Origin of the sequence: Thiogranum longum, from assembly GCF_004339085.1 — a bacterium.
GTDB lineage: Bacteria > Pseudomonadota > Gammaproteobacteria > DSM-19610 > DSM-19610 > Thiogranum > Thiogranum longum.
Map to the genome: position 1 here is coordinate 1,482,198 of NZ_SMFX01000001.1, position 22,803 is coordinate 1,505,000.

Genomic DNA, 22,803 nt, shown 5'->3' on the forward strand with positions numbered 1-22,803 from the left:
TTGACGACTGTCACGCACAATCCCTCTGTTGAAGACCGATCCGGTGAGGTGACTCATCAAGACCACTTTGCGGTATTTGCCAGCCTTTTTGTTTTGTCAGGCATCAGCGGTCTGGTCTATCAGGTTGTCTGGGCCCGAAAGCTGCAGATTGCATTCGGTGTAAATCTGTATGCCATAGCCGCCGTGCTTGCCGCCTATTTTCTGGGCATGGCGCTGGGGTCCTGGCTGGGTGGAAAAGTCAGCGATCGCTCCAGGCGTCCACTCATCATATATGCCTTGCTGGAAATCGGCATTGGTGTAACTGCGCTTGTCGTTACTCCCTTGATCGATCAACTCGATATTGTGCTTCAGCCGTTCAACGAAATGTTAAACAGTAATTTCTACTTGCTTCAGGGGGCTCGCTTTATCCTGACGCTGGGCGTTCTGATTGTCCCGACAACGCTGCTCGGCGCCACGGTGCCCTTCATGAACCGTGGAGTGATGGCCAGTGACAGCCATATAGGTAAACGCATGGCGACGCTGTATGCCGCCAATACGCTTGGAGCTGTCGCTGGAGTGCTGGTTTCCGGCTTCTATCTTATTGAGCGGATAGGTCTGATGCATACCGCTCAACTCGCTGCAGCGCTGTCTGTTGCCGTTGGATTACTGGCTATCCGGGTCAACTGGCGGGCCGGTCCTGTAAACGTCCGCTCAGCCGCCGTACCGGAGACCGGCTCTGTTGAAACCCGGCAGGCCTCACGTATTGTGTTGCCGGTGATGGGATTGTCCGGCGCACTTGGTCTTTCGCTGGAAGTCCTGTGGACGCGTTTACTGATCCAGGGTATCGGTTCAACGGCGTACGTTTTCTCGATTGTGCTCGCCCTTTTTCTTGCCGGTATCGCAATTGGCAGCTATATCGTACGCAGCCGTGTCGATCACTGGAAGGATCTGTACTCGGCGCTTGCGCTGACGCAAGGTCTGGCAGCCTTGTTTACACTTGCCGGGGTACCCATCCTGAACCGGGTCATGCCGGCGATCGTTTCCAGTGTCATGGATGCGCTGGGCTACAGCGTTGAACAGGCGTTCTTTCAGACGTGGGCACTCTGGGCGGCAGGTGCGCTACTGCCTGCAACCATCGCACTGGGTGCAAGCCTGCCAATTGCGGCCCGCCTGATTACCTCAAGCCGCCACGCCGTCGGCAAGAACATGGGCAGATTGTACGCCATCAATACCTACGGGGGTGTTGTAGGGTCACTGTGTACAGGCTTCGTGTTATTGCCCATGGCAGGCGTGTACGGGTCGATAACGCTCATATCGGCACTATATCTGCTTGTCGCCGCTGTCCTTGTATACCAGTCTGACGCTGGCCTGATGCGGGGTCGTCGCCTGGCCATAATACCAATTGCGCTTTCTCTCCTTGTCTGGTTCTTTCTTCCACCCGGGCTGGTACGCGACCGGGTTACAAATTACACAACCGGTGACATCCTGGCCTATGAGGAGGATTACTACGGATCCATCCTGGTTACGGAAGAAGGCGATGGCGACAAGTTCAAGCGACTCCTTGTCAATGGGACTTCGTATTCAGGTACAGGTGACTACGCCGTACGTTATATGCGTCTACAGGGTCATCTTCCTGTATTTATGTCACAAAAAGCGGTTAAAAATGTGCTTGTCATCTGTCTTGGTGTCGGGTTGACGGCAGGTGCGATCACGACACACCCGGATACAGCGCTGACGGTAGTTGAATTGTCACGCACTATCGTCGATTTGAGTGTTTTCTTCGCAGATGTCAATGAAGAAGTCCATCTTAACCCTGACGTGACTCTGGTAACTGATGACGGACGTAATTACCTCGTACGTAACCCTGGACAGCGTTTTGACGTTATAACACTGGAACCGCCACCACCCGTACTGGCTGGTATGGCCAATCTTTATAGCCTGGATTTTTACGAGCTGGCAAAAAGCCGTATGACAGACGAGGGTGTTATCGTCCAGTGGATACCTTTGCACACGCAAAGCAATACTGACACACGCATGCTGATTGCGACCTTTTTCAAGGCGTTCCCGAACTCCAGTCTGTGGTGGACGGAGAGTGGCGAAGCACTGATCCTCGGAAAAATGCGCGATACTCCCCTGGTGCCGGGGCATATACAGAACCTGCTATCGAACAAAAAGGTCGCACGCAGCCTTGGAGATATCGATATCTTTACGCCTGCACAACTGGCGGCACATTTTCTTGTCGATCAGAATGGGCTGGAAAGACTGGTTAGTGGCAGTGCGGTTATGACTGATGACTTACCGGTAATAGAATACCGTGTTCCAGTGTTCAATGATGATTACACGCCTTTACTGAAAGAAATGATTCAGCTTCGACCAGACAGTCATTCCATTGCGAAACTTCTGGGGATATCACCATCTGAAGCAGATGCAATAGATGAAGCCTGGCTGAATCTGAAAAACAGCTGGTATGAGAAGTAACACAATGCCGGCACAGCCTGTTGCCGGATACAAAGTTTGCAGGAGGAAATGATGAAGAACACGCTATCCTGGATGCTCTTGACACTGATACTTCTCGGTTTCGGGCAGCTGTCTATGGCCGGAGCCACTGAAGACAGGTTCAGGGAAGGTTCGCAATACCAACGCATCGACCCTCCGGCACCGCTGACTGACCAAACCGACAAGGTTGAGGTCGTGGAAATGTTTTTTTATGCCTGTCCTCACTGCTACCAACTGGAGCCCAGAATGACCCGCTGGCTTGCGGAAAAACCTTATGTCAACTTTCAGCGGATGCCCGCCATCATCGGCCCGAGCTGGGCGGATCAGGCCCGTGCTTTCTATATGATCAGGGCACTGGGTGATTTTGACCGAATGCACGCGGCACTTTTCAAGGCGATACATGAAGATGGAAAACAGATCTACAACGAATACAGTGTGGTCGAGTTTTTTGCCAGTCAGGGGGTGGATCGAAAAAAGGCACTCGACCTTTATCTGTCCCCGGAAATTGCTGCCAGCGTCAACCAGGCGCGAATCAAGACGGTCAAGTATGGATTGCGCGGTGTTCCTGCGGTGATTGTTAACGGAAAATACAAGACTGCGCCGTTCTTTGTACATAACCAGGACGAGATGATTGAGGTTGTGGACAGTCTGGTAGAGAAAGAACGGCACAAGATGTCTACTGCAAACGTGCAGGAAAAATAATTTAACAGGTTTAAAGAGGAGAAGTGCTGGTGATGAAAACAACAGGTTTATGGCGTCGTACAGGGTGGGCAATGGTTTGCGTACTGGCACTGTCGGTTTCGATACAGGCAATAGCTGCCACATTTATACCTTACCCGGGAAAGCGTCCAGTGACCCTGGTCAGGCTGGATGCGCCCGATCGTGTGGTTGTAACATTCAACACGGATGCGACCGGATTCTTTCGCACGCTGGTCATCAAATTACCTGGCATAGTCGTTGCCCGTGATACCCCGCAGTCTGATGACTGCGAGCGAGAGGCTGCGCAAAAGGCCTTGCCGTTTGCACAGGGCTTCCTCGAGAGCGCAAAAGAGATCTATGTAGAGGACATGCGCATGGAAAACAGTGCAGATGATGAGGCGGTTTCACTCATACTGACAGATAAGGGCAGTCTGTCCTCGGCACTGATAAAAGAAGGTCTTGCACGCCCGGCCAGCATCGACCCGGATACACCCTGGTGCAAGTGAAAGGAGGTTACAGAGATGAAGACATTAGTGACGCTATATTCTGCTATTCTGCTGGCAGGGATTGCTGTCGGCCCTTGTGGTGCCGTAGAGGGCACCCAGGGGTATCGTGACGAGATCAACCGCCCGCCGGAACCCTGGAAAGGTCCGCCACGCAGCGGTGAACAGGTTTATGCACAATATTGCGGTGCCTGCCATGCCAGGACAACGCAAGGCGCACCCATGCCGGATGATGATATCGAGTGGGGTATGCGCGCCCGGCAGGGTCTGAAGGTGCTGATGGAGCATACCATCGGCGGCTACAGGCAGCAGCTGATGCCACCCCGTGGGGGCTGCGAAAATTGCAGTGATGCGGAGTTGAAAGCTGCGGTCCTGTATATTCTGAAGCAGAGCGGCATCGAGCCGGATGCGAAGGGTAAGCTTTAGACAAGCCTCTGGGTAGCCCGGGCAAATTCTGCAACGATGTCTTTCGCCGGCAGTATTTCCGAGATGCCTTCGACACTCTTGCCTGCCTGGAAATAATCCTTGTAGCTGATGCCTTTCAGGGATGCATGTTTCAGTGACCAGACCGATTGTAGTGTATAGATCAGTCGCATCCAGTGTTTGGTCCTGGGATTCTTCAACAGCCGTTTTGCGATCGGACCGGCTTGTGTGCCGGTGCGTTCGATGTAGGGTGTTTTTATCACCGACACCGGAACACCCGAGATCTTGTCGGTGAGAACGATGTCACTTTCATGGGCGTTCAGGATAGCGCGCTTGTAGTCATCATGGGCACTGCATTCCTTGCTGGCAATAAAACGTGTACCGAGTTGTGCCCCTGCATAGCCCAGGCGCAGGGCTTCGGCGAATTGTCCGGGAGACCCAATACCTCCTGCACAGATCAAGGGTTTGCCCAGTGGGGCAAGGTCGTCCAGTAATTGTTCGGGCGACAGCGTGCCGGCATGGCCGCCGGCACGGTTATTCACGCAGATAAAACCGTCAACGCCACCGTCCAGTGCTTTTTCCGCCCAGCGGCGTTCGGTGACATCGTGGTAGACCATTGCGCCGGCAGCAGATGCGCGTGACACCACCTGCTTCGGGTTGCCAAGCGCTGTAACGAAAAAGCGGAAGTTCTCTTCCAGCGCGATATCCAGCCACTCGTATACACGTCGCAGATAACGTTCGGAACTCTGTTCGATAATCAGGTTAATGCCAACCGGCTTTTCGGTCATGCTGCGGATATAGCGCAGTCCTTCACGAAACTCGTAGCCATGCACATAGGTCAGGCTCAGTGGCTGGACAATACCGATACCGCCGGCTTCGGAAACGGCTGCAACCAGTTCCGGGTTGGAGCAGGGATACATGGCCCCGCAGATGAGAGGCACGTCGATGCCGAGCGCGCGTGTAAATTCAGTTTGCATTGTCATCCCGGGGCTTGTCTGGCCCAATCAGCCAGGTTGCCGTTACGGTTGTGACGGTTTCTCCGTTGCTGTCATGCAGATTGGCCACGACTTCATACTGTTGTTCATGGTTATCAGAGGGAATTGCGCAACGGCACTCGGCATGCAGCATCCCGCGGGCCTTGTGATGGTAGTTTGCACAGATGCCGACCAGGATACCGCGCGTGTTCTCCGGCAAACTGTTCATCAATGCCAGACCTGTTGCCATTTCACCCAGGTTACACAGGGCAATGGCATGAATGGAGTGCAGGTGATTGCGTACCGCACGCCGGTCTTTCAGTCTCACCCGACAGAAGCCCGGTTCCAGTTGCTCAATGCGGGCGCCGACCGAACCGGTATAGGGCGCCATATATCCCAGAATTCGACTGAACAGCCAGCGTCCGCCTGGCAGGGCGGACAGCCACCGCCAGCGTTGCCTCAGGACCGGGCCAATCGAACGCGACATACCTTGTTCCTTTTTGCAAAGGGTGGCGCTATTGTTAGGCCTCGGCGAATGTTACGCAATAGTCAGCGATAAATGAGGGTTCCAACAGGGTGGCAGAATGGCGGGGTATTTACACAGATTGTTATGGGGCATCATTTTGATGTCGTTACTGGGCGGTGCCAGGGCGGTCGAGCTTTCTACAGGTGATCCGGCGCCTGAATTTATGCTGATCGACCAGGAAGGGAACACGCACCGGCTGGAGGACTTCCGGGGGCAATGGCTGGTACTGTACTTTTACCCGAAAGATGACACGCCAGGCTGCACCAAAGAGGCCTGCTCGCTGCGCGATGAGTTTTCCGCCTTTCGCAAACTGGATGTCGCGGTGCTGGGTGTAAGTCTTGATGATACGGAGAGCCACGAAGCTTTTGCCAGAAAATATCAATTGCCTTTCCCGCTGCTTTCCGACCCCGGGGGCAAGGTTGCCAGAGCCTACGGGTCACTGGGCGGTTTTGGTCCGATCCGCTATGCAAAAAGGCACACCTTTATCATTGATCCGGACGGCCGTATCGCAAAAATCTGGCGCAAGGTCAGACCGGGTGAGCACAGCGGGGAATTATTGGAAGCACTCAGTGAGTTAAGGCAGGTACCTGCCCCGACAAAACGTGATAAATGATGACTGATAACGACGCACAGGCACGAATAGAAGCGCTGGAAATACGACTGGCGCACCAGGAAGCGGCCATCGATGAATTGACGCATACACTGCTCAAACAGGAAACACATATACGTGAGCACACCGAAACCCTGCAACGTCTGGAGTTACAGGTGCGTGCACTGGCGCCTGCGGACGGTGAGCAGGCTACGGATGAGAAGCCGCCACACTACTGAAGTACTCGCTATACGGGCCTGACCGGTCGCTTGTTACCGTTTTCATCAATGGCGACATAGGTAAAGGTGGCTTCCGTTACCTTGAAACGCTCCGGATCCCCGGGTTTCCTGCGCAAGACAGGATTGATCCAGACTTCTATGCGTATGGTGATCGATGTGTTGCCCACATGCTCCAGCTCACCGTAGCAGCACAGCACATCTCCAACCTGTACCGGCTGTATGAATTTGATGGAATCCACTGCTACGGTGACGACACGCCCCTGCGCGGTCTCCTTGGCGAGAATGCCGCCGCCGATGTCCATTTGCGACATGATCCAGCCACCGAAGATGTCGCCATTTGGATTGGTGTCCGACGGCATGGCGAGCGTACGTAGCAGCACATCACCCCGAGGTTGTGTCCCATTCCCTGCCATGACCTGATTACCCTGTTTAACGCTTCAGTGTGACTGTAGCACCTGTTAGCGGAGCAGGGTAGACGCTATCAGCCGGGGCGGTCGATCATCATCGGTCGGATACCCTGGAGAATACCCCTGGCTATCGACATCGTAAAAGAATAAGCAGAAAATCTGCGGGCTTTTTTCAGGGCCGGGAGTGCGTCACTGTAGTGCAGATTCCCGCCCTGGAGCACCTCAATTGCATCATCGATTTCCGAGACGGCAATCTTCAGGTTGGTATTTCTGTCACTGCGGTTGTAGAGCAGCTCTGCCTGCTTGATCAATTCAATGGCAGAGCGAATATTTTCATCAGCATTCAATACACGCATAAATGCACCGACATTGGCAACCTGTGATCCATTCATCTCGACAATGGGTGGCAGTACCTCCCCGTTACGCAAGTGGCGCTTCGAGGTATAGAAGGCAATCAGGCCTTCGACTGTATCAATCTGGTTGGCATGAAAGAAAGGCCCGCTGTCGGCAGCTTCGATAACCGTGGGTACATTGAACAGGCTGCTGCCGTGTCCAAAGCCATCATCAAACGGGTTGTTATCAGCATCGATAATATCACCTGTCTGGTCGACAAGTTCCTCGACACGTGGTCCGAAGGAGCGGTTACTGAATTCAAATGCCGCTGGTGTGATCGATGCAGGAAAATCAAATTCAGGATCGGTATTGGCGCCCCCGTTGAAATGACAGGCATTGCAATTCAGTGCGCCTGATACGCCCACGCCCATGTAATTCAGTCGCCCGCGCTCGGCACGCTTGTCTTTCATCTTAATGGTACGGAAATCGTCAAATTCTTCCTGTCGTCCCAGTGACAACATGTAGGCTTCCAGTGCATCCAGCTCATATTCGCCGGGCATGCGGAAATCCTTGTCGACCATTCTGTCCAGGGTTTTCGTCATGTGCTGAATGATGGCTCCGACAGTGAAATCTCGCAAAGTACCGGAAGTTGGCAGCACTCCACTGGCGTCGGATGGTGCGCCGTCTCCGCTCCAGCCGGTACGCTGGTCCGGAGGTAGTGCAGTGCCGTCATTGCCATTGGTTGGCGCAAGAAGTGATGTTCGCAAGGCATTCAGGTGCGGTACGCTACGCATCGTGAAATTGTTCTGCAGGTCATCAAAGCCGTTAGTGTTCTCAAGAATCAGGCCTGCCTCACGCATCAGGCCTGGTTTTTCGAAGTTTTCTGATAATGGGTTAGGTGCTGGGCGCTCAGCCAGGAACAAGGGATCGCTATCCGGTATTGTCGCTATAAAGCGTGGGTCAAGAGTGAAGTTGTTGGTCGGAGGATGACAGGTCCCACAGGTTCGACCATTTCCCTCGAAGGTTTCATTAAAAAAAATACGGCGTCCATCGTTAATCAGTTCTGCATCAGGGTAACCGGGTGGCATGATGCCAGTCGCTGTAACAGCTGCCGGGATAATCAGTAATCCGCATATTTGTACTACCAGTAAGACAAAAGGGTGAGAATAAATATGAAAGCGCATAGTTGTGAGATTCCTCGACCGGCTTGTTTGTTTTTGAAGACAACAAGTTTCCGTAAGTTATAAACCTAGATACTTTTTCTGTGACCCACAATGGCGGCTGCCGTAAAATAGACATATGTATAACGCACTGACTGCGCGGCCAGGTTTGTGGGGATTGGTATCATATTCACAGAAACGAGGCAGGTGACAATGCCGGGATGAGTGGCGGGGATGTATCCTGCAGTGTCTTTGGCTAGCACTGCCGGCTATGGCACGGCACCAGTAATCCCGCTAAGCTATGCCCTGCAACCGCTGTATTGGCGGACAAGGGAGAGCGCATAAAATGAAGATAGGCCAAAGAGTTACAGCATTTATTTTAAGTATTATCTTGATTAATATGTCGTTTGGAACTGCAATGGCGGGCATGGTTGGTAATACTGCAATCCTGGCGCAGAGTACAGAACGGCAGTCATTGATCCAACAACTACAGCAAGCAGAAGTGCGTGACCAGTTGCTTTCCATGGGTGTTCAGCCCGAAGCGGTAGAACTTCGTATTCAGCAGCTCAGTGATGCTGAAATTGCACAGCTAAACCGGCAAATAGCCGAGGCGCCTGCCGGCAGTGGCATTGTCGAGCTTGTAGTACTCATTTTCCTGGTATTCGTCATCACCGATGTGATCGGGGCGACCGACATTTTCCCCTTCATACATCCTGTTAACAGAAGTAGATGATTTCTGTCCGGGTCTGGCAGGCAGGATGGATCTGCCTGCTGTGCCTTGGCGGTTGTGCAATGTCACCTCGCGGGGCAAGTCTTCCTGCTGATGTTGCGCACACACTGCCACGTGCGGTGCAGCTGGACGATACCCCCTTTTTTCCACAGACCGCTTACCAGTGCGGGCCGGCGGCACTGGCCACTGTCCTGCAGGCGCAGGGTATCAGTACCACACCCGATGATTTGTCACGCGGCGTTTATTTGCCCGCGCGCAAGGGCAGCCTGCAAGTCGAGATGATTGCCGCGGCCCGCAGGTTACAGGCATTACCCTACGTACTGGAGCCCTCTTTCGCGGCACTTTTACAGGAGCTTGCAGCTGGTAACCCGGTCCTGGTGCTGCAGAACCTGGGGTTGAGTGTATTGCCGCGCTGGCATTATGCGGTTGTTGTCGGTTATGACCTCGACAGACAGGTGCTGGTATTGCGATCCGGTACATTAAAACAGCGAATAACCCCGGTTGCAGTTTTTCTGCGCACCTGGCGAAGGTCGGGGCAATGGGCGCTGGTTGTCCTGCCGGTCGGGAAAATACCTGTTACAGCAAATCCGGCAACCTACCTCAGGACAGCACACGCCTTCGAGGAGACGGGGATGGTAGAACAGGCTGCTGCAGCCTATCGCGCCGCTACAAAACGTTGGCCACAGGAAGCCAGCGTCTGGATGGTGTCCGGGAACATGGCTTTTGCGACCCGGCATACAGATGAAGCTGTAGCGGACTTTCTGACCGCAACCAGGCTTGCGCCCGACGACCCGGTAGCCTGGAATAATCTGGCCTACGCCTTGCGGGACAAGGGTTGCCTGGTCGAGGCCAGAACAGCTATACAGTGTGCATTGCATATTTCGCCTGACGACAAGAATCTGCGGGACTCCCGGAAAGACATGAGTGATGGAGCCGAACGCAAAGGAAAACCTGGCCATTGCGAACCCGTCAATTGTACGGAGAGTTCGCTATACTGAAGTCCTGATACAAACCACGGACGATAATTCATGCAGAAAAATATTGTTTTTTCGGTATTACTGGCTTCAATCGCCAGCCTCCCGCAGGCAAATGCCGGCTGGAGCGACTATCTCGATAAACTCAAAGGAAGCGTTACTGCTCCCGGTGCCACCACATCAGCTGCCGGGCTGACAGAGAACGAGATTGTTGCAGGTCTGAAGGAAGCGCTTGAAGAGGGTACCCGCTTCGCTGTGGATTCGCTTGGCAAGGATGGAGGTTTCCTTAATAACAGCCAGGTGCGGATACCCATGCCGGACAGCCTGAAGTGGGTCGACAAGTCACTGAGAACACTCGGTCAGGAAGAGCTTGCCGATGAATTTGTCGCCAGTATGAACCATGCTGCAGAGCAGGCTGTGCCGGAAGCGGCCGCGATATTCGGTGATGCTATCAAGTCCATGTCGCTGGAAGATGCGAAGTCTGTTCTGAAAGGCCCCGACGATGCTGCAACGCGTTATTTCCGGCAAACGACTGAAGCTGCATTAACCGAAAAAATACGCCCTGTTGTGGTCCAGAGCACTGAAAAAGCCGGTGTTACATCAACCTATAAAAAAATGATGTCAAAAGCCGGTGGTCTGACTTCTTTTATGTCGCGTGATGTTACGGATATGGACGGGTATGTTACGCAAAAGACACTTGATGGACTGTTCCTGATGATTGCCGAAGAAGAGAGAAAGATTCGCGAGAACCCGGTTGCGCGCAGCAGCGATCTCCTGAAAAAGGTATTCGGCACTTATACGCAGTAAGGTGATGAATCCTGCCAGATGCGTGTCGGGCAATTCCCTTGATCCTTTTCAATGAGGTACAGGCTCATGGTATTACAACAGGATTTGACTGCAAGTTATCCCTTCAGTCTTTTTTGAGGGCGGCCAGTATGGCTCTTGTGTGTACGATCGGGAGTGAGAAATGACCTTCATCCGGTACGACAGTAAGGATGGAGTCCGGTAGTTTCGAGTGGATAAACTGGCTGTGCTGGCAGGGTACGATGCGATCAGCATCACCGTGCCACAAATGAATCTGTTTGTGGATATTCTCCAGTTCAAAGCCCCAGGGTCTCTGGTAAAGGACAACATCCCGGGTCGAGGCGAAGGGTCCCTGGCGAAAGGATTCACGCAGGCTTCCGGACAACAAGTCACGTATGTCCTTGCGGGATAAAACCTGCCTGTCAGCTTCGCCATGGCAGCGCGCAAGCAAGCGGAACGTAATATCGGGGCGCAAGCAGGACAACCACTTCAGCGGGCGGCCATACAGGTTTCTGAGCAGTGTCGGGGATTTTCTGGCCAGAAAGAAACCGGAGCGGGCCAGCCAGTGCATTTCATTTCGTAAAGTGGCGACATGGACCGGACCCAGGCCACAGACAATCCCCGTGGTGCTGATACGCCCGGGAATTTCGTGGGCACAGGCCAGGGCGTAAGGTCCACCACCTGATACCGCGATGATGCCGAAAGTTTCAATATCCAGTGCATCGGCCAGCGCAGCCACATCATTTGGCCAGTTGATGATTGACCGGTCTGCCACATAGTCGGACAAACCGTAGCCCGGACGATCTATTGCACAAATGCATAATCCAAGCGCCCTGGCGGAGGCTTCCAGTAATTGTGCTTCATAGCGTGAGCCGGGCATTCCATGGAAATAGAAAAAAGGATCGCCATTGACGGACCCATATCGCGCATAGCCCAGTTTTCGACCATCCGGGAGTCTGAATGTCAGGGATGTATGATTGTCAGGCATATAGAAAAATCAGCCTCGCCGGTTAGTTGCTGTAGTATTTCCGGGCTTCTTTTACCAGCTGCTGGCTGTTCTCAACAGGGATATCAAAGTCATACAAGGCATTTATACCGGATTTTACCGAACCGGTCTTCCAGTTGCTGTCCAGTGTGATAACGATCATATCTCCTTCTCGCACGGCGTAGCTCCCCGATTCTGTTGTGAGCGTCATATTCCGGCTGTCGAAGATAAAGCTGAAAGATCTTGTCGGAGATTCCCTTGTGTATTTGTGACCGTCATCGCCCAGTGTCCAGGAAGCTGCTGATTTAAACAGCCAGGGCTTGTCCTGTATACCGCCTCCACCCCCCGTTGCCAGCCAAAGACCTGAGTCCCCGGGACGTATATACACGTACAGGACAGTATGCTCGTTCGCTTTAAGCAGCTTCAGTATGCCATCCTGGATGAAAACACTGTGCGCGTTATTGACACGGGTAGCGTTGAACTCTGTCGCAAGGGCAGGGGACTCACTGCAGGCAGTCAGAAGTTGGACATAAGCCATGAGGATCAGGGTATAGAAGGGTATACGCATACTGATGACCTGTTGTTGTGATTTTAGGTGATCGATAATGATGTGAACTGTGTTGCGTATAACTGTTTACCGGCACATGGCAGGACGTTGATTGTGCGGCCGGTAGTGCCAGGTCAAGTGGTATAGCGCTGTAATTCAGCAAAGCATTTTTTACAATTATCTGTCAGACGGCCTTCAGCCTGGCAGGTGATTTGTGACTTTTCGCTATCAATCCGACCTTCGGTGATCAGGACCTGTAACTGGGCCATCAATGACGCCGTATGCAGTACTGATCCCATCACGGGCATCTGTGCAGGATCGGATTCACTGGCCTGTTCATCAATTGCCTGAATGATATTTTCACTGAATTCCCATTCCTGTGCAATCAGGGCAGACAATTTGAGTGATTGCCTGGTGAAAAGTTGCTGGAACTGGCTTGACCTTGGCGCATCATCGAGGTTCTCGATCCGGTCCATCATTTTAAGCACAACTATAGTGCCTACATCACGTACCAGGCCAGCCAGGTACGCTTCAAACGAATCAATGGGCTGACGCTGTGCCAGACATTGCGCACTAAAAGCACAATATTCTGCTTGTTGCCATACCCACCCGGAGGCCAGGTTTGTGAAATGTCCCTGCCGTGAATGAAGCAATGGCTTGAAAGCAGCCTTGCTGACCAGCTGTCTGACGCCGTTTCGGCCAAGTATCAGGATTGCCTGTTCAAGACTCTTGATGCTGTTAACGGTGCGATAGTACGGGCTGTTCGCCATGCGGATGGCTTCTGCTACTAAAGACGGATCTTTGCCAATCAGGCGCGCCAGGTCACTTCCGGAGCTGTTGTCGTCTCGTAAACCGCTCATGATTTGCGGGATAACCGCAGGAAGCCTGGGTACCAGCTGTTGGCGCGATTCCCTGGAATTGATTAATTTATCGACACGTTTTACCGTTTCGGATTCGAACGTGTTTAATTCCACATCTGTCAGGGAATGAACACCCAGTATCAGGCTGTAATAGCCCGATCGAATAATGTTACTGCCTGGATTGCTGGCGGGGTCATTCAATGGAAGGGGTGCTACCGACGCCCCTGACGGGCTGGTGAGGGATTTTCCGGATTTTGCAGCCGTCTCGGGCAAGAAAAAATTTCGTAGCAGCTCCCACATATTACGGGCTATCCTTTATGTCAGGCCGACTAACCGGATATTTGGCGCATTCCTGAAACAACGTCTGTCTCCGGACGAAACTGGCCGTCAGAAAGCCGAGCCCACTGACCGCTTTGCGCAGTTTACAAAACATAAAGCAGTACTACCAGATAGTGTGAAATACTGCCAGCCAGCACAAAAAGGTGCCAGATTCCGTGTGCATGCTTCATTCTGTCATCGATGCTGTAAAAAACAGTACCGCCGGTGTAAAACACACCACCCAGTGTCAACAGGGCCAGTGCACCTCCTGGCAGTGCCTGGACAAGCGGATACATGGCGACCAGGATCAACCATCCCATCAGCAGATAGATCCCCATTTGAATGGCGCGTGACCCCTGCCGGTGCAGACTGTCCACAATAATACCAAGCACAGCCAGCCCCCAGATGATGCCGAACAGTGTCCAGCCCCAGACTCCTCGCAGTGTAATCAGCGTAAATGGCGTGTAGGTACCGGCAATGAGCAGGTAGATAGCAACATGGTCCAGTTTCCTGAAAATCTCCTTGGCGCGACCACGCAGTGAGTGGTAAAGCGTAGAGAGGGTATACAGCAGGAACAGGGTTGTGCCATAGATACTGAAACTCACGATTTTCCACGGGTCGCCCTGCAAGGAGGCGAACACGACGAGAACGACCATGCCTGCCAGCGCCAGTGCTGCGCCGATCAGATGGCTGATGCCGTTAAAGCGTTCTCCATAATACATAGTGAGGTAGTAACAGCTTGCCCGGAGCTACTGTCTTAACAACCTGGAATGCCAATCGGACCCGGCACATCAGGTAATACACAGCAGCCACCAGCGATTGACAGTGAAATAACAATAACAACCAGTTTGATAAATTTTTGCATCTCGATGCTTCACATTTTCCGTAATGACTTTGAACCGGGAGTTTAGTGTAAAACAGCATTCCATGCACCGGGAAACGTGAATGACAGCATGGACATAAAGACATTCTTGCCTGTACTGCAGTATTTGGTTGATTTCAGGGGCAGGACTGTCTAAGTTAATGTTCCCCAAAGCAGGAGAAATAACATGTCAAGGAAAGCAGCGATCAACCCACTATCAGTCGCCCTCGGCACTGTATTCACCGTGTCCCTGGCAAACAGCACCATCACCAGTGCCGCTGAAAACCCGTTCAGCATGCAGCCGGTAAATAGCGGTTACATGGTACTGGCAGAAGGCAAGTGCGGTGAAGGAAAATGCGGCGCAGGAAAAGGAAAAGGCCGTGAAGGCATGTGCGGCATGGAGCGCATGGATACTGATGGTGATGGAAAAGTCAGCAAGGATGAATTCATGAAAGGGCACGAAGCCAAGTTTGAACAAATCGATCAAAACAGTGATGGTGTAATCGATAAAGCCGAACATGATGCTCACATGAAGAAAATGATGGGCTTCATGAAAGAGGGAAAATGCGGCGAAGGCAAATGCGGTGGTTCAAAGAAATAATTAGATCCCCTGTGGCATGAGTCCGAGTATTTGAACCTGTGCGACTCACCTGTATGGGCCGAGTGACATTTCAGGAGTTCCGTCTAGCGGACCTACACACCATGTCAACAACCGCCCGGCATGGTTCGGAAAATTTAGGATCCAAATTTCACCGGACTCATGCCACAAGGGACTAAAACGTACCGTTTTTTGTCCTGGTAAAAGACGATGCAAAGCTGATGCCAACCTGGTGAAAATGTGCGTAACTATATTTGTGTCAGTGAGTTAGCGTGATGCAGGAAATTAACCGGTATTATTTAGTGTCGTAAAAAGGAAGAAAATCTGAATATTTCGTCATATTTTTGTCAGCTAGTTCTGGTCTGCTGCCCATGAGCGAAGACACGCCCTGTCCCTGTGGTTCCGGTTTGCCCCTGAATGCATGCTGCAAGCCTGTGATCGACGGCACGGTAAAGGCAGCAACTGCCGAGGCACTTATGCGCTCCCGGTATACCGCTTACACCTTGCACAATATCAACTACCTTGGAGCAACCCTGGACGCTGGCGAGTTACAGGGCTTTGACAGGGACGGTACGACGGTGTGGGCGAGAGACTCCACATGGATCGGACTTGAAATAGTAAAAACGTCTGCGGGTGGTCCGGATGACAAGGACGGCAGCGTGGAATTCAGGGCACACTACGAGCGTGACGGTGTGATGCAGGAGCACCACGAAGTCTCACGGTTTCGAAAAATCAATGGTAGCTGGTTGTACAGTGGCGGCAAGGATGTAGGCCCGGTACAGTTTCAGCGAGACACACCAAAGACGGGTCGAAACGATCCCTGTCCCTGTGGAAGTGGCAAGAAGTATAAAAAATGCTGTGGTAAATGAAGGCCTGGTTACTGACTGTCAGCGGGCCTGGTCGCGGTAGCTTCGGTACCGGACTCGCCCCTGGTGATTTCTTGCTGCATCGCAAAATCCAGCTGTGGTGTCTGGATAGCATCGCTGCACAAGTGCGCTGAGCCACTCGCCAGGTGCTCGTAGACATTCTTGTAGCTGCTGGTCATTTCCTGTACCAGTTCCGAAGTGCGCTGGAAATGTTCTGCGACTTCGCCACGGTACTGCTCCATTTCTTCCTTTAGCTGGTCCAGTTCCGCTTCCAGTTCTTCACTGTGCTTGTTATCGGAATTTACGAAGAAGTGAATGGCATAGCCGGCAGCTATACCAAAGGCAAAGGAAATCAATCCAGTAGACCACATCCAGCCAGTTTCATCACCAGTCATCAAACAGCACTCCCATTACAGGTTTGAATGAAATCATAGGTGAAATTGGCAACTATTTATACCTCAATCCAGACTCTGTCTGTGTCTATGGCGAACACTCCCGGGCGGAACCCCGAACTCCCGCCTGAACGCCCTTGAGAATGCCGCTTCGGATTGATAGCCGAAGCGGTCTGCGAGCACCGCGAGCGAGTCGGCCGATTCCTGAAGCTCAAGGCGTGCAAGCTGCATTCTCCACCGGGTGAGATAGCGCTTTGCAGATTCGCCGACCAGGCTTGTGAAACGCGCCGAGAATCCCGAGCGCGACATGCCGACGGCTTTGGCCAGCGACACGACGGTCCAGTCTTTTTCGGGTTCGCGGTGCATCGCTGCGAGTGCCTTGCCGATCTGTTTATCACGCAAGGCTGCCAACCAGCCGCGCTCTGTTTCAGGCACCGAATCGATCCACGAACGGATCGCCTGAATAATGAGAATATCGGCCAGGTGCGTAATGACCGTTTCTCCTCCCGGTTGCGGTTCCCTGGCTTCCCGGGCAATAAAACGCAGCGTACTTTGCAGCCAGCTACTCTCTTCATCGCCCCAGGTGTCGATTACCAGCACCTGCGGGAGCAGGGTAATAAGTTGCCGTCCTGCCACATGGTCGAAGCGCACCACACCGCAGGTCAAATGGGTGAGTTCACCGGTGCCGCCATAACGCATGATCTCGTACCGGTCGCTGACTGACTCGACCGGTATATCGAACAACGGCACCACGTTGTCGCCGGGGTCGCTACGGATACGGTGACCGTGGCCCTGGGGAACGAGTGCCAGACTACCTTGTTGCAGCAGGCGTGGTTCCTCGCCCTCGACGTCGAGCCAGCAATGACCGCCGGTGACGACATGGAACATCATGTGGCCTTCAAAGGCAGGCATGTCGATCCCCCAGGGCGCAGTCAACTCGGACCGGCAATACAGGGTGCCGGTCAGTTTCAGCAAGTGCAGCGTTTCGCCGAGCGGATCGGAGAACGCGGGGATCGTGCCATTCGTGCGTCGTTTCATATTCAGCAGCTTGCCATGCCTCCCGCAGGAGAATCCAGTAGAAATGGACGAATTGCAAATAGATATAGACGATAAGTGATTATAAATCCAGTTCTGTCCGCCCATACTCTACAACACGATCAACACACACCGGGAGTAGAGACCATGAAACAGTCACCCATTCTGATCATCGGTAAAAACGGAAAAACGGGCAGCCGGGTCAACCAGCGGCTGCAGGCCCTTGGCTATGCAACGCGCCCCGTATCCCGCAGTACCCAACCCGCGTTCGACTGGAACAACCCCGCAACATGGCAATCGGCCATCGAGGGTACCCAGGTGGCCTATGTCACCTACCAGCCGGACCTGGCCGTACCCGGTGCAGCCTCGACCATCAGGGCATTTGTGCAAATCGCTGCACAAGCCGGCGTGCAACACATCGTTCTGTTGTCGGGCCGGGGAGAGCAGGGTGCCGAGCGTGCAGAGGCGATACTCAAATCCAGCGGCCTTGCGTGGAACATCGTCAGGGCCAGCTGGTTCAGCCAGAACTTCAGTGAGAGCTTCATGCTCGAAGGGATCCTGGCGGGAGAACTGGTATTGCCGGCAGGCGACACCGTTGAGCCCTTTATCGATGCCGATGATATTGCTGATGTTGCAGTTGCCGCGCTAACCGAACCCGGGCATCGGAACAGGCTGTTCGAAGTCACCGGTCCACGCGCGATGACCTTTGCGCAATGTGTCGAGGAAATTTCCGGGGCACTCGGCCGGCCACTCAAGTATACCTGTGTCCCGATCGATGCCTACATGAACGCGTTACAGGAACAAGGCATCCCCGAAGACCTGCAGGGGTTGTTGCATGAATTGTTCACCGTCGTGTTTGACGGCAGAAACTGTCATGTCATGCCGGGGGTGGAAGATGTACTTGGCCGGCCAGCGACGGACTTCAAAACCTATGTGCAGAAGACACTTCAATCCGGTGTGTGGGATGCCGTCATACAGAGGGAGATTGTTGCTTGATCAGGATCAAGTCATTCGAACAGTCGAACCTTCCAGGCTGCCCGAATCAACACATGAGTAAGGATTATCGTGAGAGAAGAGAACCTGTCTCTGCGTGCCAAATATAATATTACGGCCCTGTTCTATGACATCCTGGATTACCCCTGGGAACGCATGTACAGGGAGTGGCTCCCACTGATCTTTTATTTCGAGTCCGGGTATCCAAGGCGCCGATTCAATACATCCTGAGGGAGATTTATTTTTCGGGAGAGTTTGAGTGACCCGTGATGTGCTTCGAATTCCTCCCGGGACAAAATAGTATCCGTATTTTCCATTCCTTCACTGGCGACGAGTTGTTGCAGTTTTCCCAGGGCACTTCCTGTTTCGGAATCCTGTCCATAGGTGATACCTGACCTGGAAGCGCTGACCAAAAATCCCCGGCATATTTTTACGTCACCTTGTTCGATATCATCGACCGTCATCCCGTCCTTTCTTTGCAGATGGCAGCTGAACAATTTCTCTTGTTGCTGTGCATCCAATACACCTTCCAGTGTGTGCGACCCCAACCATCCACGTAGAGAAGATTTACTGAAAGGACATTCCGTGCATATTTTTTTGCAGACTGTCAGATTCATAATCACTTTATCCTCTTGTCAGGCTTATAGTCATTGTCAAAGCATGCTTGTCATTGTACGGCTCACAGAAGGCCACGTATATTGCGCGTGAAAATCACGGTCAGACACAGGTCCAGTTTGTGTTTTCTTGTTGATTATGTGGCTATACTAGTGCAATTAGCCATTACCATACTAATAATCTGTTGGACAGGGAAAGCACAAGGAATATGGAACCAGGCTCCAAAGCACAGGCCCAACAACGTGCGGACCAGATCAGGTCATTCCAGGCGGAGCTTTCCCGGTTGGAAGCCGAGGGTGTAGTGCGACTCAGTACCGATCAGCAGGGTGCCATTAGCCGCTACCACGGCGCGCTGCTTGCCGACTTCTCGCAAGCCTTTGACATCGATCGTAACCGGCAGGCCATGCAACTCTCGCTGGGCATGCGTATCGCGTCGTTCCTGGGCGCGCTGGCGCTGGCGGCCAGTGTGTTTTTCCTCTTTTACCAGTTCTGGGGCGGCTTTGGCAGCACGACACAGGTCAGTATCCTGGTACTGGCATCGCTTGCCAGTTTCAGCGCCACAGGTCTGATCACCAGAGTCGACGAAAGTGGCTATTTTGTAAAGCTGGCCGCCATGGTCGCCTTTGCCTGTTTTGTGCTAAATGTCTTTATGCTCGGGCAGATCTTCAACATCACACCCTCCGACAACGCGCTGCTGGTGTGGGCGGCATTCGCTCTGTTGCTGGCTTATGCGCTGGATGTGCGGCTGTTGCTGGCCGCCGGTATTTTCTGCCTGATCGGTTATCTATCCGCCCGAACCGGCACCTGGGGTGGTGGCTACTGGTTACACTTCGGCGAGCGCCCGGAGAATTTCCTGCCGGCCGGACTATTGCTGTTTTTCTTTCCCGCCCTGGTGGATCATCGGAGGCTGTCAGGTTTTGGTCCCATATACCGGGTGTTCGGCCTGCTCACCGTGTTGTTGCCCGTGTTGATCCTGGCCAACTGGGGCGATGGAAGTTACCTGGTTGCCGGTCGCGATCTGATCGAAGCTGGTTACCAGGTGGCCGGGTTTGTCATCAGTGCACTGGCCATCTGGTATGGCATCCGTCGCCACCATCCCGAAGTGACCAACACCGGCAATGTGTTCTTTGTCATCTTCCTCTATACCAAGTTCTTTGACTGGTGGTGGGAGAGCATGCCGAAATACCTGTTCTTTCTCATCATCGGTCTGACAGCAATGCTGTTCCTGGTGATCTTCAAGCGGCTACGTGGCAGCGCGAATGTAGAAGATGGCGAGGTAACCCACGGATGACCTGGAAAAACCGGCATACCTGGATCGCCGGACTCGGCATTATCATCCTGACTAACGCACTGGCATTGGCCGGTCTTGCCTACAATCGTTCCGGGGAACCGGATGCCCGCGTCATGCTCAGTGAACGGGAGCTGAAGTTACCCTATTACTGGGGGCGCAAGCGTGAAAACAGTGGTCTGGCACTGACACTCAACTGGCGAATGAATAGTGCCAGTGACAATAAATCTTACTACTCCTCCCGTTACTCCCCGGCGCCGTGGTTGAATCAGGCAAAACTGGCCTTGCTGGGTTTTCCGGTAGAGGAGGCCACTGGCCACGCAGAGAACCGGCGTCGTCTGAACCACAGCCTGCCACGGGAGGCCTTCCTGGTGCTGGAATTCAACGGCCCGGCCTACCAGGCTGAACTCACACGCCAGCAGATGTTATCGAAACAACAGCAGGCACTGGCCGATCGCAACCCGGGTAACCAAAAATTGGCCAAAGCGGCCAAAGACAGCCAGGAGCGTCTGCAGCACGAACAGTACAAAGCCTCACGTCTGTTTGTCATCGACGTAGGGCTGGATGCCCAGGTGCTGCGCCAGCACTACCCCGATAGCGCTCGCTATATCGTGCAGCGCGGATCCATACGCGCCCGAGTCAACAAGCAGGATGATCAACAATGGGTGGTGCAGGGCTTTGTGAGTGAGATCGCCATCACCCGGGTCAACATACCACTGCAATATCGTAGTGCCTTCGAGCCATTCATGATCGATGATGCGGGTAAGCAAGCGCGTGATCCGAACTACCAGGTAACGCTGGCGTATGGGCAGCGGCTGGAGCCGTGGGTTGTGAGGGTGGAGTCTGGTAAATAGAGTGTGTTAACGGTTCCTTAACCGGAAGACCTGGCCCGTTTGATCGGGTCCTGCCTGAAAAAAAGACTCAGCGCTTCGTACACCTTCGGGTAGGCGTCATAGAGTACCTCGGGTTTTTCAAAAAAGACTTCACTCAGTACGGCAAGAAACTCGGCCGGTGCAGTGGCGCCATAGCGGCTAAGTCCCGGTTTCGGATTTTTTTGAAAATCTTCATACGCCGTGCTGAAGCGTTCGGGCCAGGCCTCGGCTTGCGCGCGCTTATGCTGGGGAGGAAACCCGTCTGCGGCACCGTTCAGCATATCCAGTTTGTGGACGAATTCGTGGATAACCACGTTGTGTCCATCCACTATGCCTGCGGTTTCACTGTCCTCCCACGACAGGATAACCGGCCCGCGTTGCCATGCTTCACCGATCAATTCGTTTTTGACAGTGTGCACCAGGCCGAATTCGTCAACCACCTCTCTTTTCGGTGCAAAGCCGGCCGGATAGATAATGATGGTCGTCCATCCCGAATACCAGTCAAGACCGAGATGCAGGATGGGCAGGCAGGCTTGCAGTGCAATGAGCAGCTGCATTGCCTCACTGACGTCGAGGTCATGTGCGCCGATGAATGACTTTTCATGCAGCAACAAAATCGCAAGACGACGCAGCTGGTTGCGTTCCGCTTCAGACAAATAATCGAGTAGCGGCAACTGCTGGAAGGCCTTGTCCCAACTGGCAGGAGAAACCGTGCTGCGGCTGATAATTTGCTGCTGCCGCCATTTTTTGAAGAGCTTGAACATTTAACCGCCAGGAATCCCGACAGGCCCCGTGGCGTCAGGCAGAATGATGATGTTCGTTTATTATGCTGTTTTAACAGAGGTAATCAAGGATTACTCTTTCATACTGACAGTCAACATCACCAGGGAATGATGCTGCCATCGATATCAAAAAACGTACCTGAGTTCTTGGGTGTGACCGTGCCAAGAATCTCCCTCATCCGGCCGACGCTCTCCGCCACCGTAATCTCTGCGTTGGGACCGCCCATGTCGGTCTTTACCCACCCGGGATGCAGGATGGCCACTTTCACCCCCCTGGGGGCAAGGTCGATGGCGGCGCTCTTCATAACGGCATTGAGAGCAGCCTTCGATGAACGATAGATGTAGCTTCCCCCGGACCCGTTATCTGCCATGCTGCCCATTTTGCTGCTCATGGCGGCTATCAGCTTGTGCTTGCTTGCGGCCACATGGGGCAAAAATGCCTCCATCATCTTCATCGGTGCGATGACATTGATGCGCAGACATTCCAGCCACTTTGCTTCGTCGGTGTTTCCGAACACGGCATCGGAGGGACCATAAATCCCGGCATTATTGAACAGAATATCGATAGGGTGTTCCTGAAGATCACGGGCGAGCTTCAGTATCTGGTCTTGCTGCGCAACATCGAGTGCGTAAACTGATACATCAGGAAACTGTTCGACAAGCCGGTCAAGCGCAGTTGCCTGATCAGGCTGTCGGCAGCAGGCGAGTACCCGCCACCCCTGCGCCGCATACTGGTGAACGAGTTCCAGGCCAATGCCCCGGTTGCTGCCGGTGATAAGGATGGTTTCAGTCATTGCGGTCTCCCATAAATGCTATAAGGTAAAAATTAATGACAATCGTTCGACTGTATGAGCCTCAAGATGAGACGCCATTGCGTGATATCGCCCTACAAAACTATTGCGCGTTGCGGCTGAAAATGAAGGCTCACGCAAATTCTATCTTAACGAGCAATAC

Annotated in this window: 27 protein-coding genes; 14 read left to right on the plus strand and 13 right to left on the minus strand. The window is 53.2% G+C overall.

Annotation, left to right across the window (positions count from 1 at the left end; genetic code table 11):
* The 4 genes from DFR30_RS07350 to DFR30_RS07365 are packed head-to-tail and all read left to right on the plus strand — an operon-like array spanning position 1 to position 4,103.
* Positions 1 to 2,457 (plus strand): fused MFS/spermidine synthase, encoded by a 2,457-nt coding sequence (locus DFR30_RS07350; RefSeq protein WP_132972038.1) that lies wholly within the window; start codon positions 1 to 3, stop codon positions 2,455 to 2,457.
* Between the two features lie 51 nt (positions 2,458 to 2,508).
* Entirely contained in the window at positions 2,509 to 3,177 is a 669-nt protein-coding gene (locus DFR30_RS07355; protein WP_165869133.1) for a thiol:disulfide interchange protein DsbA/DsbL, read from the plus strand.
* A 32-nt stretch (positions 3,178 to 3,209) separates the two neighbouring features.
* Positions 3,210 to 3,680: a hypothetical protein gene (locus tag DFR30_RS07360; RefSeq protein ID WP_132972040.1), complete on the plus strand. Its 471-nt coding sequence runs from the start codon at positions 3,210 to 3,212 to the stop codon at positions 3,678 to 3,680.
* 15 nt (positions 3,681 to 3,695) lie between these two features.
* Positions 3,696 to 4,103 (plus strand): c-type cytochrome, encoded by a 408-nt coding sequence (locus DFR30_RS07365; protein ID WP_132972041.1) that lies wholly within the window; start codon positions 3,696 to 3,698, stop codon positions 4,101 to 4,103.
* Here the strand turns inward: DFR30_RS07365 and DFR30_RS07370 are convergent.
* Both DFR30_RS07370 and DFR30_RS07375 read right to left on the minus strand, forming a co-directional pair.
* The gene (locus DFR30_RS07370; protein WP_132972042.1) at positions 4,100 to 5,077 is read right to left on the minus strand and encodes an NAD(P)H-dependent flavin oxidoreductase; all 978 of its coding nucleotides are present in this window, start codon (positions 5,075 to 5,077) and stop codon (positions 4,100 to 4,102) included. The genes DFR30_RS07365 and DFR30_RS07370 overlap by 4 nt on opposite strands.
* A complete protein-coding gene (locus tag DFR30_RS07375; RefSeq protein ID WP_132972043.1) occupies positions 5,067 to 5,561 on the minus strand; it encodes a hotdog fold domain-containing protein in 495 nt (164 codons plus the stop codon). Before DFR30_RS07375 ends, DFR30_RS07370 begins: the two co-directional genes overlap by 11 nt.
* A 139-nt stretch (positions 5,562 to 5,700) precedes the next feature.
* On the opposite strand from DFR30_RS07375, the gene DFR30_RS07380 reads away from it, so the two are divergent.
* Complete coding sequence (locus DFR30_RS07380) at positions 5,701 to 6,213, plus strand: peroxiredoxin (RefSeq protein WP_132972044.1); 513 nt, start codon at positions 5,701 to 5,703, stop codon at positions 6,211 to 6,213.
* A complete protein-coding gene (locus DFR30_RS07385; RefSeq protein ID WP_207891841.1) occupies positions 6,213 to 6,428 on the plus strand; it encodes a SlyX family protein in 216 nt (71 codons plus the stop codon). Before DFR30_RS07380 ends, DFR30_RS07385 begins: the two co-directional genes overlap by 1 nt.
* Positions 6,429 to 6,436: 8 nt before the next feature.
* Here DFR30_RS07385 and yciA read toward each other — a convergent pair whose 3' ends face one another.
* Entirely contained in the window at positions 6,437 to 6,841 is a 405-nt protein-coding gene (gene yciA, locus DFR30_RS07390) for an acyl-CoA thioester hydrolase YciA (protein ID WP_132972046.1), read from the minus strand.
* Positions 6,842 to 6,909: 68 nt separating this feature from the next.
* Entirely contained in the window at positions 6,910 to 8,352 is a 1,443-nt protein-coding gene (locus DFR30_RS07395; RefSeq protein WP_132972047.1) for a hypothetical protein, read from the minus strand.
* Positions 8,353 to 8,674: 322 nt separating this feature from the next.
* Between DFR30_RS07395 and DFR30_RS07400 the strand changes: the two genes are divergently transcribed.
* The 3 genes from DFR30_RS07400 to DFR30_RS07410 are packed head-to-tail and all read left to right on the plus strand — an operon-like array spanning position 8,675 to position 10,839.
* Positions 8,675 to 9,061: a PA2779 family protein gene (locus DFR30_RS07400; RefSeq protein ID WP_132972048.1), complete on the plus strand. Its 387-nt coding sequence runs from the start codon at positions 8,675 to 8,677 to the stop codon at positions 9,059 to 9,061.
* A gap of 59 nt (positions 9,062 to 9,120) precedes the next feature.
* The gene (locus DFR30_RS07405) at positions 9,121 to 10,056 is read left to right on the plus strand and encodes a PA2778 family cysteine peptidase (protein WP_165869134.1); all 936 of its coding nucleotides are present in this window, start codon (positions 9,121 to 9,123) and stop codon (positions 10,054 to 10,056) included.
* Positions 10,057 to 10,086: 30 nt separating this feature from the next.
* Positions 10,087 to 10,839, plus strand: a complete 753-nt coding sequence (locus DFR30_RS07410; RefSeq protein ID WP_132972050.1) for a DUF4197 domain-containing protein — start codon at positions 10,087 to 10,089, stop codon at positions 10,837 to 10,839.
* Positions 10,840 to 10,942: 103 nt separating this feature from the next.
* Here the strand turns inward: DFR30_RS07410 and DFR30_RS07415 are convergent, their stop codons facing one another.
* From DFR30_RS07415 to trhA, 4 genes are all read right to left on the minus strand, one after another.
* Positions 10,943 to 11,824 (minus strand): alpha/beta fold hydrolase, encoded by an 882-nt coding sequence (locus tag DFR30_RS07415; protein ID WP_132972051.1) that lies wholly within the window; start codon positions 11,822 to 11,824, stop codon positions 10,943 to 10,945.
* Positions 11,825 to 11,846: 22 nt separating this feature from the next.
* Complete coding sequence (locus DFR30_RS07420) at positions 11,847 to 12,389, minus strand: hypothetical protein (RefSeq protein WP_132972052.1); 543 nt, start codon at positions 12,387 to 12,389, stop codon at positions 11,847 to 11,849.
* A gap of 113 nt (positions 12,390 to 12,502) precedes the next feature.
* Positions 12,503 to 13,528 carry an HDOD domain-containing protein gene (locus DFR30_RS07425; RefSeq protein ID WP_132972053.1) on the minus strand — a complete coding sequence of 342 codons (1,026 nt, stop codon included), beginning with the start codon at positions 13,526 to 13,528 and terminating at the stop codon, positions 12,503 to 12,505.
* Between the two features lie 122 nt (positions 13,529 to 13,650).
* The gene (gene trhA / locus DFR30_RS07430) at positions 13,651 to 14,268 is read right to left on the minus strand and encodes a PAQR family membrane homeostasis protein TrhA (RefSeq protein WP_132972054.1); all 618 of its coding nucleotides are present in this window, start codon (positions 14,266 to 14,268) and stop codon (positions 13,651 to 13,653) included.
* A gap of 327 nt (positions 14,269 to 14,595) precedes the next feature.
* Here trhA and DFR30_RS07435 point away from each other — a divergent pair, with 327 nt between their 5' ends.
* Together DFR30_RS07435 and DFR30_RS07440 are read left to right on the plus strand one after the other, a co-directional pair.
* Positions 14,596 to 15,009 carry an HvfA family oxazolone/thioamide-modified RiPP metallophore gene (locus tag DFR30_RS07435; protein WP_132972055.1) on the plus strand — a complete coding sequence of 138 codons (414 nt, stop codon included), beginning with the start codon at positions 14,596 to 14,598 and terminating at the stop codon, positions 15,007 to 15,009.
* 368 nt (positions 15,010 to 15,377) lie between these two features.
* Complete coding sequence (locus DFR30_RS07440; RefSeq protein ID WP_132972056.1) at positions 15,378 to 15,875, plus strand: YchJ family protein; 498 nt, start codon at positions 15,378 to 15,380, stop codon at positions 15,873 to 15,875.
* Positions 15,876 to 15,883: 8 nt separating this feature from the next.
* Here the strand turns inward: DFR30_RS07440 and DFR30_RS07445 are convergent, their stop codons facing one another.
* Both DFR30_RS07445 and DFR30_RS07450 read right to left on the minus strand, forming a co-directional pair.
* Entirely contained in the window at positions 15,884 to 16,267 is a 384-nt protein-coding gene (locus tag DFR30_RS07445) for a Z-ring associated ZapG family protein (protein WP_132972057.1), read from the minus strand.
* Between the two features lie 63 nt (positions 16,268 to 16,330).
* The gene (locus DFR30_RS07450) at positions 16,331 to 17,302 is read right to left on the minus strand and encodes an AraC family transcriptional regulator (protein WP_132972058.1); all 972 of its coding nucleotides are present in this window, start codon (positions 17,300 to 17,302) and stop codon (positions 16,331 to 16,333) included.
* 144 nt (positions 17,303 to 17,446) lie between these two features.
* On the opposite strand from DFR30_RS07450, the gene DFR30_RS07455 reads away from it, so the two are divergent.
* A complete protein-coding gene (locus tag DFR30_RS07455; protein ID WP_132972059.1) occupies positions 17,447 to 18,295 on the plus strand; it encodes an NmrA family NAD(P)-binding protein in 849 nt (282 codons plus the stop codon).
* 182 nt (positions 18,296 to 18,477) lie between these two features.
* Here DFR30_RS07455 and DFR30_RS07460 read toward each other — a convergent pair whose 3' ends face one another.
* Positions 18,478 to 18,909 (minus strand): hypothetical protein, encoded by a 432-nt coding sequence (locus tag DFR30_RS07460; protein WP_132972060.1) that lies wholly within the window; start codon positions 18,907 to 18,909, stop codon positions 18,478 to 18,480.
* Positions 18,910 to 19,115: 206 nt separating this feature from the next.
* Between DFR30_RS07460 and DFR30_RS07465 the strand changes: the two genes are divergently transcribed.
* Together DFR30_RS07465 and DFR30_RS07470 are read left to right on the plus strand one after the other, a co-directional pair.
* Positions 19,116 to 20,198: a DUF2157 domain-containing protein gene (locus DFR30_RS07465; protein WP_132972061.1), complete on the plus strand. Its 1,083-nt coding sequence runs from the start codon at positions 19,116 to 19,118 to the stop codon at positions 20,196 to 20,198.
* Positions 20,195 to 21,049 (plus strand): DUF4824 family protein, encoded by an 855-nt coding sequence (locus DFR30_RS07470; RefSeq protein WP_132972062.1) that lies wholly within the window; start codon positions 20,195 to 20,197, stop codon positions 21,047 to 21,049. The genes DFR30_RS07465 and DFR30_RS07470 overlap by 4 nt, the downstream gene beginning before the upstream one ends.
* 17 nt (positions 21,050 to 21,066) lie before the next feature.
* Here DFR30_RS07470 and DFR30_RS07475 read toward each other — a convergent pair whose 3' ends face one another.
* Complete coding sequence (locus DFR30_RS07475; RefSeq protein WP_132972063.1) at positions 21,067 to 21,831, minus strand: M90 family metallopeptidase; 765 nt, start codon at positions 21,829 to 21,831, stop codon at positions 21,067 to 21,069.
* A gap of 116 nt (positions 21,832 to 21,947) precedes the next feature.
* Complete coding sequence (locus DFR30_RS07480) at positions 21,948 to 22,643, minus strand: SDR family oxidoreductase (RefSeq protein WP_132972064.1); 696 nt, start codon at positions 22,641 to 22,643, stop codon at positions 21,948 to 21,950.
* Positions 22,644 to 22,803: the final 160 nt, after the last annotated feature.